Genomic DNA, 12,925 nt, shown 5'->3' with positions numbered 1-12,925 from the left:
AAGGTCTTTTATTTTGCTTTTTTATGTAAGAGGAATAGAAATTTTCTTTTAAATAAGGGGTTTAGCATATTTTTAGGGACAACATAAGTGTGTAGGAAATAGATGAATTATTATGCTTATATAATCATTGTGTTTTGGGTTTAAACAATAAAACATAATAAAGTTGTTTTTTTAGATTGCTGAGGAAGGAGGAAGTGTAAATGAGGATGAAGAGTCGAAAAACGGATTGGCCTGTATTTCTTATTAGTGGTGGTTCGCTTTTATTATTTGTAATTGCGGTTTTCTTAAATAAAAATTATGTAGAAGGAGTCATTAATAGCAGTTTTGCAGCTTCAATTAAATATTTTGGTGCCTTCTGGCAAGTTTTATTAATTGGTACATTTATTGTTGCAATGTGTATGGCATTCTCGAAATATGGAAGAGTTAAACTTGGGGGATTAGAAAAGCCTGAGATTAGTACGGCAAAGTGGCTTGCTATTATTATGTCGACATTACTTGCCGGAGGTGGCGTTTTTTGGGCAGCTGCAGAGCCAATGTACCACTTGATGACGGTGCCGCCGATACATGAAGGTATATCTGCTGGAACGAAAGAAGCAGTAATGCCTGCTTTAGCACAAAGTTATATGCATTGGGGTTTCTTGGCTTGGACGATTTTAGGTACAATCAGTGCGGTAGTTATGATGTATGGGCATTATCATAAAGGTATGCCGTTAAAACCTCGAACGCTTTTATATCCTATTTTTGGTGAGAAATTGCGAAAGAGTTTGCTTGGAACAATGATTGATGCATTTGCCATTATTGCGGTAGCTGCAGGGACGATTGGACCGATCGGATTTTTAGGCTTACAAGCAAGTTATGGCTTACAAGCATTGTTTAATATTCCTGATGTTTTTACTACTCAATTAGCAATTATTATTTGTGTAGTTGCGGTTTCTACTATATCTGCAGTAACAGGAATTAATAAAGGGATTCAAATTATAAGCGATTTAAATGTTAAATTAGCGATTTTATTAATGGTATTTGTATTATTATGTGGACCAGGTGGATTTATTATTGATTCGTTTGTATCTTCGTTTGGATTTTATATAAATGAATTTATTCCAATGAGCACATACCGCGGTGATACAGGTTGGTTAGGATCGTGGACAATCTTTTTCTGGGGATGGTTTATTGGATATGGACCGATGATGGCAATTTTAGTGAGCCGTATTTCAAGAGGAAGAACGATTCGAGAAATCATCGTTGCAATTGGAATTATTGCACCTATTATTACAACGTTTTGGTTTACAATTCTGGGAGGATCAGGTGTGTTTTATGAATTGATGAAACCTGGTTCTATTTCAAGCGCATTAAGTGAATCGGGTATGCCAGCTGCTATGATTGCAATTACAGAGCAACTGCCACTCTCCCATATTATTGGGCCGGCATTTCTTTTATTAACAATTTTATTTGTAGTGACAACAGGAGATTCAATGGCTTATTCGATTTCGATGGCAGTGACTGGAGACGGAGATCCTAGAATTAGCTTACGAATTTTTTGGTCGCTTATTATGGGAGCAGTTGCGGCAATTCTGTTATACATGGGTGAGGGAAGTATTAATGCATTGCAATCATTCATCGTAGTAACAGCTGTCCCGGTATCCATTCTGTTACTCCCAATGCTATGGCTAGCGCCTAAAGTTGCAGGGGAACTAGCATTAAAACAAGGCATTGTAAAAGAAGAAGATAAAACTAGCTTCTTGTTCCAAAAAGCTAGTAGATCAAAATAAATAATTGTATATTTTATATCAAAAGAGGAAGCATTTCATTTGAGATGCTTCCTCTTTACTACTTATATAACTACCGTACACTGTGCAGTTTCCATCTATTCTAATACTTTATCTTTCGTCTCTGGGACACATAGTAACATTGTAACTAAACCGATTGGATAGATGATGAAGATAAGAGATAATGCTCCCATTAAATTGCCACCTGCAGCAAGTAATCCGATAATAACAGGTCCAAAGCCAGCTAAACCACGTCCAGTACCGAAAATAAAGTTTTCTGCTGTAGATCGAGCTTCAGCAGGATAGTTTTCAGCTAAAATTGCTCCGAAGCCTCCCATCATGCCATTTGCAAAGAATCCAAGTAATGCGCTTCCCCATAACAATAATGTTGAGTCTGTGAATAAGAAGAAGTAAATGAGACAGTATATAGTACCACCGACATAATAGATTGTAAAAGTTTTACGGCGACCAATTTTATCGGCTAGAATACCAAAAGTTGCAATTCCAATTAACATACCGATCGTAGAAATGAACATCCAACCACTTGCTTTTGCTAATGTGTAGTTATATTTATTCGCTAAAATAGTTGGCATCCATGTAAAGATGCCATAATATCCGAAGTTCTGGATGAATGACATAATAATAAGCCCAATTGTTGTTATTGTTACTTTTTTATTTGCAAATAGCTTTCGAAGTGGGAACTTTTTCATTTGTTTTAATTGTTCAGCCTCAGTAGTTGTTAAACTGCCTTCAGCCTCTTTTTGTAACAATTCTTTTTTGTATCGTTGTTTTTGTTCCCATATTTTCGGTTCACTTAAACTTTTTCGTACATAAACAGCTAATAAAGCGGGAATAAGTCCAAATAAGAAAACAGCTCTCCATCCAAAATGCGGGACAATAAATGCTGGAAGGAGTGAAGCCACTAGTACGCCAAATTGCCATCCAAGTGCAACAACGGATGTCGCCTTAGCGCGCATTTCTTTAGACCATGTTTCAGTTACGATGGCCATTCCAATCCCGAATTCACCACCAACTCCCATTCCCACTAAAAAGCGAAGAATTAATAATTGCCAATAATCTGTTGCGAAATAAATAAGTGCTGTTGCGAGTGAAAATAGTAAGATCGTGAAGGCCATTGTACGGATACGCCCAAATAAATCAGCAATAAATCCAAATAAATAAGACCCAATTAGCATTCCTATTGTGGTAGCTAAAGTTAAGTTTCCACCTTCAACAGGGCTTAAATGAAATTCTTTTAAAATGTAGACAAGTACGAAAGATAAGAGCAACATATCTAAGCCTTCTGCTGCATATCCTAGCGCAGACCCAAATAATGTTTTATATCTTTTCTCTTTCGTTTCCTCTGTTGTTGATTGTACATCAGTAGTGACGTTCATCATTACTCCTCCTTATTTTCTTCTACAGTCGCTATGGAAGAATAACAAAAGGCCTTCTCACCTGATATGATGAGAAGGCCAAAAAAGCATACGTATTCCTAAAAAAGGCCATACGTATAGTATATTCCGACTTCCTTCTCAACCTCACGGGGTTGGGTTAAAGGACTGTATTATATTACTTTATTTTTAGCACTCTTCTATTGGATTGTCAAATAGAGCGGGAATTGTTATGTGTAAAATATTGCAAAAGATATTTCATTCTTCTTGACGCCCACTTCATTATTTTCCCATAATAAAACTAACTCATATAAAAAGGAATGAATCACAGATGCTAAATTTAGTACTTATGATGATTGAACGCGTCGGGCTTATTGTTATTTTAGGGTTTTTACTTTCGCATATTAAAACGTTCAGGCGCCTTCTTCATAAGCAAGATGGGTATGTAGATAAGCTTAAGCTTATTTGTATTTTTTCAGTGTTTACAATTGTAAGCAATTACACGGGAATTGAAATTGCTGGGAATACAATTATGAATGAAAATTGGCTACAAGGTGTTTCATCATCGAGTACCATTGCGAATACACGTATTATGGGCGTTGGAATTAGTGGATTGCTTGGCGGACCTATCGTTGGAATTGGGGTAGGATCAATCGCTGGTATTCATCGTTATATGCTTGGCGGGACGACGGCGCTAAGTTGTGCAATCTCTTCAATTTTAGCAGGTGTTATAACTGGTTATATCGGATACATTTTCAAAAAGTATAATCGTACAATTACGCCTAAATTCTCAGCGGTTTTAAGTGTGTTTATCGTTTCTTTAGAAATGATTATGATCTTATCAATTGTAGAGGATGGAATGAGTATTGTGAAAACAATTGCGATACCAATGATCCTTGTAAATAGTTTTGGAAGTTTTATTTTACTTTCTATGATACAAGCTATATTGCGTCAGGAAGAGAACGCAAAGGCACTTCAGACTCATAAGGTATTACGTATTGCAGATAAAACGTTACCGTATTTTCGCCAAGGCTTAACAGAAGAATCATGTAAGCATGTGGCACAAATTATTCACCGTTTTACAGGAACAGATGCGGTATCCTTAACAGATACAGAGAAAATATTAGCTCATGTTGGATTAGCATCAGATCACCATATTCCTTCACATAGTTTAATAACTGGTTTGTCGAAAGAAGTGTTACACACAGGGAAAATAATGAAAGCAAAATCACGTGAGGTTATTAATTGTCAACATGAAGGCTGCCCTTTGCAAGCGGCGATTGTTATTCCACTAACTTCACATGGAAATACAATAGGGACATTAAAACTGTATTTCAAAAATCCTAACCAGTTAAGTCGTGTGGAAGAGGAATTAGCAGAAGGATTAGCAAAAATATTCTCTACACAACTTGAATTAGGGGAAGCTGAGTTACAAAGTAAATTATTGCAAGATGCGGAAATAAAGGCATTACAAGCACAAATTAACCCGCACTTTTTATTTAATGCGATTAATACAGTATCAGCTTTATGCCGAACAGATGTAGAAAAAGCAAGGAAGTTATTATTACAGCTTAGTGTGTATTTCCGTTGTAATTTACAAGGGGCACGTCAGTTATTGATTCCACTAGAACAAGAATTAAACCATGTACAGGCATACTTATCGCTAGAACAAGCAAGGTTTCCAAATAAGTATGAAGTAAAGATGTATATTGAGGATGAGCTAAAGACAACTTTAGTACCACCATTTGTTCTTCAACTATTGGTTGAAAATGCGTTGCGACACGCCTTTCCGAAGAAGCAACCAGTATGCGAAGTGGAAGTGCATGTTTTTGAAAAAGAGGGTATGGTTCATTTTGAAGTAAAAGATAATGGGCAGGGAATTGAGGAAGAACGTTTAGAACAATTAGGAAAGATGGTAGTTTCGTCAAAGAAAGGGACTGGAACAGCTTTATATAATATTAATGAACGTCTTATTGGATTATTTGGGAAAGAAACGATGCTTCATATTGAAAGTGAATTAAATGAGGGGACAGAGGTTACTTTTGTTATTCCAAAAAAAGTAGGGGAGGAAGAGCAGATTGTTAAAAGTACTAGTAGTTGATGATGAAATGTTAGCACGTGATGAACTAAAGTATTTATTAGAAAGAACGAAGGAAGTTGAGATAATTGGTGAGGCTGATTGTGTAGAGGACGCATTAGAAGAGTTAATGAAAAACAAACCAGATATTGTTTTCCTAGACATTCAGTTATCTGATGATAACGGATTTGAAATCGCGAATATATTAAAGAAGATGAAAAATCCACCTGCAATTGTATTTGCTACTGCATACGATCAGTATGCGCTGCAAGCATTTGAAGTAGACGCGTTAGACTATATTTTAAAGCCATTTGATGAAGAACGTATTGTACAAACATTAAAGAAGTATAAAAAGCAAAAACAAGCGCAAATAGAAACAAAGCAAGAAATAAAAGGAACAGATGTAACGGCAGAGATGCATAAATTAGCATTACCAATTGAAGAATCAATCGTACTTGTTAATATTGAAGATATTGTATATGTAGGACTTGTAGATGGGAAAGTGACAGTAAAAACAATGAGGGAAATGTATGTAACACACGATACACTTGTGATTTTGGAAAAGAAGTTGCCACAAGCAAGTTTTATGCGTGTTCATCGTAGTTTTATTGCAAATATTAATCACATTACTGAAATTCAGCCATGGTTCAACTCTACTTATAATTTAATTATGAAAGAAGGATCAAAAGTACCTGTTAGTCGTACATATGCAAAAGAACTCAAGAAGCTGCTTCGTATTTAAGAAGCAGCTTTTGTATTTCATCCTTTTATATTTGTAACTGATTCTGTATATTTGACGTTCTGTTATGTAAACGCTTACTAAGTTGGTTATATCCTATACAATAAAGGTACCAAATCGAAAGAGGTGGCCAAAATGAGTACGAAAAAAGTATATAGTTTCTTATCACAAGCATTCATATTCTCAGCTATTATGTTAATTTCTAATATTATTGCAACACATTTACCAATTCCGATGCCTTCATCGGTAATCGGGTTAGTCATTTTATTTAGTCTATTATGTTTAAAGGTTATTAAATTGGAACAAGTTGAATCACTTGGAACAGCTTTAACAGGTATTATCGGATTCCTTTTCGTCCCATCAGGTATTTCGGTTATTAATTCTCTTGGTGTAATGGGACAATATTTTGTACAAATTTTAACTGTAATTGTTGTCGCGACAGTTATTTTACTCGCTGTAACAGGATTATTTGCACAATTTATTTTAGGAAAAGATGAAAAAGAAACAGAAGATACAAAAGAATTGAAAGTAGTAAATAAAGGACGCAAGCACGGAAAAGTTGCGTAACCATTTTAGTATATATTGTTAGGAGGGAATGAACATGGCAAGCACAATGACTCCATATTTCGGAATCGTCGTTTCATTAATCGCATACGGAATCGGAACATTATTATTCAAGCATTCAAAAGGGTTCTTCTTATTCACACCATTATTCGTAGCAATGGTATTAGGGATTATCTTTTTAAAAGTAGGTAACTTTACTTTCGAAGAATATAATACTGGTGGAAAAATGATTAGCTTTTTCTTAGAGCCAGCAACAATTGCGTTTGCAATTCCATTATATAAACAAGTCGATAAGTTGAAAAAATATTGGTGGCAAATTTTATCAGCTATCGTGGTTGGATCTATTTGTTCAGTAATTGTCGTGTTCATTGTTGCAAAAGCAATTGGCCTAGATACAGCAGTAATGAATTCAATGTTACCACAAGCGGCAACAACAGCAATTGCGTTACCAATCTCTGAAAGTATTGGTGGTATACCAGCAATTACATCGTTTGCAGTAATCTTTAACGCAGTTATCGTATACGCATTAGGAGCGTTATTCTTAAAAACATTTAGAGTGAAACATCCAATTGCAAAAGGTTTAGCACTTGGAACAGCAGGTCACGCATTAGGAGTGGCAGTAGGAATTGAAATGGGTGAAGTAGAGGCAGCTATGGCAAGTATTGCTGTAACAGTAGTTGGAGTTGTAACGGTAGTTGTCATACCGATGTTCATGCCATTCATTGGATAGTAAAACTTACTTAAAAAATGAGAAAAGCAAGCTATTTGTAGGACAGATTTCTACTGATAGCTTGCTTTTTATGTTACAGTAGTGGTAAGACCTATTGTGACAAAATGTAAGTTTCCTTAAATCTTCATTAATACTGTGTAGAATACGTTTTGAATTAGGTCATTGTATTGTAAAATAAGAAGTAAGCTACTATAGATCTGCTAAGGTAGGCGTATAATGAGCTTATAAAAATCTTAATATGAATGAATAATTAAAAGTAGAAAAGAGAGAAAAATCTACTTATTAACGTTTTACTTTATAGGACAGGAGAGAGTACTCGTCGATTATGCAAATAAAAAACCTGTTTCAAAGCAAAGGATTTCAGAGGTTACTCGTATTAGTAATACTTGCTCTCGTATTATATGGGCTGCAAAGTATGTTGAATTTAATATTAATTACGTTTATTCTTACGTATTTAATGGATCGATTCCAAAAGTTTATTTCTCGTAAATTAGACCACTTTATGCCCATTAATCGAAAGCTCGTTATAGCATTTCTATATGTCATGTTAATTGGCGGAATTGCTATTACGCTATTTAAATATTTACCAGTATTAACGATACAAATTTCACAATTGATTTATCAATTTAACGTATTTTTAAGAAACCCACCGGACAGTGAATTAATTAAGTATGCAGTTAATGCTGTTAATCATATGGAACTTTCGAAGTATGTAGGACAAGGCGTTGACATTTTGTATAAATCGATTACGAATGTTGGAAAATTTGGCCTTCAAGTGTTACTTTCTTTAATTTTAAGTTTATTTTTCTTATTGGAAAAAGCTCGTATCGTTGCTTTTACTGCAAAATTTAAAGAGAGCAGACTTGCAATTTTCTATACTGAAATCGAGTACTTCGGTAAGAAATTTGCACGTTCATTCGGAAAAGTAATTGAGGCACAATTTTTAATTGCAGTTGTTAACTGCGTTTTATCCGTTATTGCATTATGGATATTAGGATTCCCACAATTATTAGGTTTAGCGTTAATGATCTTCTTACTTGGTTTAATTCCAGTAGCTGGGGTTATCATTTCGTTATTCCCGCTTTGTATGATTGCTTACAATATCGGCGGTATTATGTACGTTGTTTATATTTTAGTTATCGTAACAGTCATTCATGCGCTTGAAAGTTACGTGTTAAATCCGAAGTTTATGTCGCAAAAAACAAACTTACCAATTTTCTATACGTTTATGGTATTAATCTTCTCGGAACACTTCTTAGGTGTATGGGGATTAATTATCGGTATTCCAATCTTCATTTTCTTATTAGATGTCTTAGATGTGACAAGTGATGAAATGGAGAAGGACGCTGGAAAAAAATAAAGTGAAGAGAAAAAAGCATCGATATTCGATGCTTTTTCTTTTATAACATGATGTTTCTTATGCCATACTGTAAGAAGAAGATAGAATAGGGGTGAAATAATGGCTGTAAATGAAAAGGTAGAATTAGCTACATTTGCTGGAGGGTGCTTCTGGTGTATGGTTTCGCCATTTGAAGAGATGGAAGGAATTATAAAGGTTGTTTCTGGCTATACAGGTGGTCATAAAGAGAATCCAACATATAAAGAGGTATGTTCAGAAACGACGGGACATTATGAGGCAGTACAAATTACATTTGATTCAAATAAAATGCCGTATGGGGAGTTATTAAATATATATTGGAGACAAATTGATCCGACTGATGTAGGTGGGCAATTCCACGATCGCGGACAGTCTTACGAAACAGTGATTTTTTATCATAATGAAGAACAACATAAAAAAGCAGAGGCTTCAAAAGAAGAGCTTGCAAAGAGTGGGCGCTTTTCAAAGCCGATTGCGACAAAAATATTGCCAGCTGCTACGTTTTATCCCGCAGAGGAATATCACCAAGGATATCATAAGAAAAATGAATTCCGCTACGAGTTATACCGTAAGGGCTCAGGGCGAGATGCGTTTATTAAGCAACATTGGCCAAAGGATAATGCTCATTTAAAGGAAAAACTCAATGAGATGCAATTTTATGTAACACAGGAAAATGGTACAGAACCACCATTTCGAAATGAGTATTGGAATCATAAGGAAGAAGGTCTTTATGTAGATATCGTTTCGGGTGAACCTTTGTTCACTTCTCTAGATAAATTTGATAGTGGATGTGGATGGCCTAGTTTTACGAAGCCAGTTATGTCAGCTAGTGTGAAAGAAAAAATGGATGTGAGTCATAATATGACGCGTACAGAAGTGAGAAGTAAGGAAGGAGATTCACATCTCGGGCACGTATTTCCAGATGGTCCAGGACCGAATGGACTTCGCTATTGTATAAATTCAGCAGCTCTTCGATTTATTCCAAAAGAGGAATTAGAAAAAGAAGGCTATGGTGATTTCCTAATCTTGTTTGAAAACAAAAAATAACCTCGCAGTTAGCGAGGTTATTTTTTTGTTACTTTACTTTTTTCTTTTTAAACTTGCTTAATACTTCATAAACGATTGGAACAATAAGAAGTGTTAATAATGTTGAACTTGTTAATCCACCAATTACTGTTACACCAAGTCCTTTAGAAATTAAGCCGCTACCTTCAAATCCTAGTGCTAGCGGGATAAGAGCACCGATTGTTGCAATTGCAGTCATTAAAATCGGGCGAAGACGTGTTGCGCCAGCTTCTAATAAAGCTTCACGTGTTGATAGACCTTCATTTTCTTTATGAATAACGCGGTCGATAAGCACGATTGCGTTTGTTACAACGATACCGATTAACATAAGGGCACCGATCATTGCAGAGACACTTAACGTTTCACCAGAGATTAGTAAGGCAACAAGAGCCCCAATAATGGTGAATGGTAGCGAGAATAAAATTGCGAATGGTGCAAGAGCCCCGCCAAATGTAACGACAAGAACGAAGTATACAATGGTAATCGCAGCTAACATCGCTAAGCCAAGTTGTTTGAATGATTCTTCAATATCTTTTGTAACGCCGCCCATAGAAACATCTACGCCAGAAGGAAGATCCATTTTATCTACTTCTTTTTGAACAGCGGCAGATGCTTTTGAAACGTCATCAGATGTTAGTTTTGCACTTACTTCTGCATAAACACGGCCATCGCGGTGTTTCACTGTATTCGAAGTTTCTCCTTCTTTTACAGTCATCACATCTTTCACAGCTACTTCATTACCAAGTGGCGTTGTAATTTTACGATTTGTTAAGTCATCGATTGTTTCATAATTTTGTTTTTCAGCTTCTACATATACGTTGACATCTTTACCGTCTTTTTTAATTGTTGTCAGAACAGGGCGATCATGTTGATTAGAAAGTCCCATTCCGATTTGCGCAGCCGTTAGACCCATTTTACTTAGTTTTTCCTGATCTGCGACTAAAGTGTATTCTGCATACGTTTTTGCAATACTAGAGTCTATATCCTTTAAGTCTTTATTTTTCTTCATGATATTTTGAATATCTTTTACGACAGGCTTAATCTTTTCAGAGCTATCTCCGTAAACGTATAGTTTGATTTCATTACTACCGCCGCTTGCTCCGAAGTCTTGGTTTTTCCATTCGCCTTTTCCAGACATCTTCTGTAAATCTTTAACGACTTGTTCTTTCTCTTTTTCGAAGTTTTTCGTGTCGTTATCATATTGTACGAAGAACATTGCTTGGTTTGATTGACCAGGACTCATTGGGTTTTCGCCACCTAATGAGAATTGAATTGTTTTGACGTCTTTATTATCTTGGAAGTGCTTCTCAGCTTTCGTTGCGATTTTTTCAACGTCTTCTAACGTTTGACCTGGTTCAGGGTTGTATGTTGCAATGATCATTTTTTCTTCTTCAGATGGTAAGAAACTTACACCAATGATTGGCACAAGTGCAAGACTACCAACTAATAGAAGGATAGCGATACTTGATGTAATAATTTTGTGATTTAAAGCCCATGCAAGTATGCGTTTATAAATATTTGCTAATTTACTTGGTTTTTCTTCATGATGTACTTCTTTTTCCCTCATGCTCTCTTTCTTAAATAAAGAGTGAGCTAGCATCGGTACGATTGTAACTGCTACTAGCAACGATGCTAATAAAGCGAAGACGATAGTTAAGGCGAATGGTAAGAACATTTCACCAATCATACCTTTTACTAGTCCAAGCGGTAAAAATACAGCAATTGTTACAATGGTAGAAGACATAATCGGAATAAACATTTCTTTCGTAGCTTCACGAATTAAATCTTTTCCGCGTAGTTTCTCTCCTGATAACGACATACGTCGGTAAATATTTTCGATAACAACAATGGAGTCATCCACAACGCGCCCGATAGCGACTGTCATTGCCCCGAGCGTCATAATGTTAAGCGTAATATCCATTTGTTTTATAACTAATACAGCAATTAATAAAGAAAGTGGTATGGAAACGACAGAGATTAATGTTGTTCGGATATTTCGTAGGAACAACATAATAATAACAATCGCAAAGATAGCACCAAAAATGGCTTTACTTAGCATTGTTTCTACTGATTTCTCAATAGGTGCACCTTGGTCGAATGTTGAAATAATCTCTAAGTCTTTATATTTTTTCTCAAGTTCTTTTACTTTATCTTTAACAGCATTTACAACATCAACTGTGTTCGCGTCAGCAGCTTTTACAATTTGAATTCCAATTGCTTCTTTTCCATTTGTTCGAGAAATAGATTCCGCTTTTCCGACTTCCTTAATATCAGCAATTTCGTCTAATGTAACTGTCGGAATCCCGTTGTTCATAGCGGCTGGATTCATTTGCGGCACTTGTGTACCAGCCCCAGCATTTTGACTACCTTGACCGCTTGCTGATGAAGGAACAGCAGGGATTTTTAATTCTTTTAATGCTTTCATTGTTGTAATATTTCCATCTACAACAACTGACTTTTCTGTGTCTTTAAATGTATATAAACCAAGTGGTAAAGATACGTCCGATCCTTTAATTACATTTTTTACAGTATCTTCACTTAAACCTAATTCTTTCATCTTATCTTTTTTGAAGACAAGTTGTACTTCATCTACTTGTTGACCTGAAATTTGAACAGATGCGACCCCATCAAGTCCTTTTAATCCTGGAACAACATTTTTTTCTACATTTTCAGTTAAGGTAGCTAAAGATTCATTTTTACTTGCTACGCTTAATGAAATAACAGGAAAGGCATTGAAGTTTACACGTGAAACTTTCGGGTCCTTTACGCCTTCTGGCATTTTCACATTTGCGAGAGCTTCTTTTATTTCTGTTTCAGCCTTTTCCATATTTTTATCAAAATCATATTCTACCTGAATAGAAGATGCATTTTGAAAAGATGATGAACTAACAACGTTTACACCACTTAAATTTTGCAGTTGCTCTTCCATCGGTTTTGAAATTTTATCAGCTACTTCTTCTGGTGTAGCACCAGGATAAACCGTGGTTACTGTTACGACAGGTGTTGTAATATCAGGAATTGTTTCTAGCTTCATATTCAGCCCAGAATAAATACCTGCAATGGTAACAATAATGGTTAGTAGCCAAACTGCGAACTTATTTTTTAACGAAAAATTAATAATTTTGTTCATGTTTGCGCTCCCTTTGTATTGTATTGACCAACTGGTCAGTCTAATACATAATATAACTGACTGATTGGTCAGCCGTCAATGA

9 protein-coding genes are annotated in these 12,925 nt (G+C 35.6%); 7 read left to right on the top strand and 2 right to left on the bottom strand.

What is annotated here, in order from left to right; genetic code table 11:
* The first annotated feature begins 200 nt into the window (after window positions 1–200).
* Window positions 201–1,769 (top strand): BCCT family transporter, encoded by a 1,569-nt coding sequence (locus EKQ63_RS28735; protein WP_061184141.1) that lies wholly within the window; start codon window positions 201–203, stop codon window positions 1,767–1,769.
* Between the two features lie 95 nt (window positions 1,770–1,864).
* Here EKQ63_RS28735 and EKQ63_RS28730 read toward each other — a convergent pair whose 3' ends face one another.
* Window positions 1,865–3,163, bottom strand: a complete 1,299-nt coding sequence (locus EKQ63_RS28730) for an MFS transporter (protein WP_087955237.1) — start codon at window positions 3,161–3,163, stop codon at window positions 1,865–1,867.
* A 328-nt stretch (window positions 3,164–3,491) separates the two neighbouring features.
* On the opposite strand from EKQ63_RS28730, the gene lytS reads away from it, so the two are divergent.
* The 6 genes from lytS (at window position 3,492) to msrB (ending at window position 9,695) form a co-directional block, all read left to right on the top strand.
* On the top strand, window positions 3,492–5,261 hold the full coding sequence (gene lytS / locus EKQ63_RS28725) for a two-component system sensor histidine kinase LytS (protein WP_087955236.1): 1,770 nt from the start codon (window positions 3,492–3,494) through the stop codon (window positions 5,259–5,261).
* Window positions 5,239–5,979 carry a LytR/AlgR family response regulator transcription factor gene (locus EKQ63_RS28720; RefSeq protein WP_087955235.1) on the top strand — a complete coding sequence of 247 codons (741 nt, stop codon included), beginning with the start codon at window positions 5,239–5,241 and terminating at the stop codon, window positions 5,977–5,979. Before lytS ends, EKQ63_RS28720 begins: the two co-directional genes overlap by 23 nt.
* A 132-nt stretch (window positions 5,980–6,111) precedes the next feature.
* On the top strand, window positions 6,112–6,543 hold the full coding sequence (lrgA, locus tag EKQ63_RS28715; protein ID WP_000104901.1) for an antiholin-like murein hydrolase modulator LrgA: 432 nt from the start codon (window positions 6,112–6,114) through the stop codon (window positions 6,541–6,543).
* A gap of 34 nt (window positions 6,544–6,577) precedes the next feature.
* Entirely contained in the window at window positions 6,578–7,270 is a 693-nt protein-coding gene (gene lrgB, locus EKQ63_RS28710) for an antiholin-like protein LrgB (RefSeq protein ID WP_029440323.1), read from the top strand.
* Window positions 7,271–7,595: 325 nt separating this feature from the next.
* Window positions 7,596–8,630, top strand: coding sequence for an AI-2E family transporter (locus EKQ63_RS28705; protein WP_001166019.1), 1,035 nt, complete (start codon window positions 7,596–7,598; stop codon window positions 8,628–8,630).
* Window positions 8,631–8,729: 99 nt separating this feature from the next.
* Window positions 8,730–9,695, top strand: coding sequence for a peptide-methionine (R)-S-oxide reductase MsrB (msrB, locus tag EKQ63_RS28700; RefSeq protein ID WP_143881726.1), 966 nt, complete (start codon window positions 8,730–8,732; stop codon window positions 9,693–9,695).
* 28 nt (window positions 9,696–9,723) lie between these two features.
* Here the strand turns inward: msrB and EKQ63_RS28695 are convergent, their stop codons facing one another.
* Window positions 9,724–12,843: an efflux RND transporter permease subunit gene (locus EKQ63_RS28695; protein ID WP_143881725.1), complete on the bottom strand. Its 3,120-nt coding sequence runs from the start codon at window positions 12,841–12,843 to the stop codon at window positions 9,724–9,726.
* Window positions 12,844–12,925 lie beyond the last annotated feature (82 nt).

It is taken from the genome of Bacillus sp. BD59S, assembly GCF_007363175.1.
GTDB classification, from domain to species: domain Bacteria; phylum Bacillota; class Bacilli; order Bacillales; family Bacillaceae_G; genus Bacillus_A; species Bacillus_A pacificus.
This window is presented reverse-complemented; position numbering and strand designations above follow the sequence as displayed.

What these genes read in the sequence shown, in the direction of transcription:
- lrgB (WP_029440323.1), top strand. Translation starts at nt 6,578, where the DNA reads ATGGCAAGCACAATGACTCCATATTTCGGAATCGTCGTTTCATTAATC.
- lrgA (WP_000104901.1), top strand. Translation starts at nt 6,112, where the DNA reads ATGAGTACGAAAAAAGTATATAGTTTCTTATCACAAGCATTCATATTC.
- msrB (WP_143881726.1), top strand. Translation starts at nt 8,730, where the DNA reads ATGGCTGTAAATGAAAAGGTAGAATTAGCTACATTTGCTGGAGGGTGC.
- lytS (WP_087955236.1), top strand. Translation starts at nt 3,492, where the DNA reads ATGCTAAATTTAGTACTTATGATGATTGAACGCGTCGGGCTTATTGTT.
- EKQ63_RS28735 (WP_061184141.1), top strand. Translation starts at nt 201, where the DNA reads ATGAGGATGAAGAGTCGAAAAACGGATTGGCCTGTATTTCTTATTAGT.
- EKQ63_RS28705 (WP_001166019.1), top strand. Translation starts at nt 7,596, where the DNA reads ATGCAAATAAAAAACCTGTTTCAAAGCAAAGGATTTCAGAGGTTACTC.
- EKQ63_RS28730 (WP_087955237.1), bottom strand. Translation starts at nt 3,163, where the DNA reads ATGAACGTCACTACTGATGTACAATCAACAACAGAGGAAACGAAAGAG.
- EKQ63_RS28695 (WP_143881725.1), bottom strand. Translation starts at nt 12,843, where the DNA reads ATGAACAAAATTATTAATTTTTCGTTAAAAAATAAGTTCGCAGTTTGG.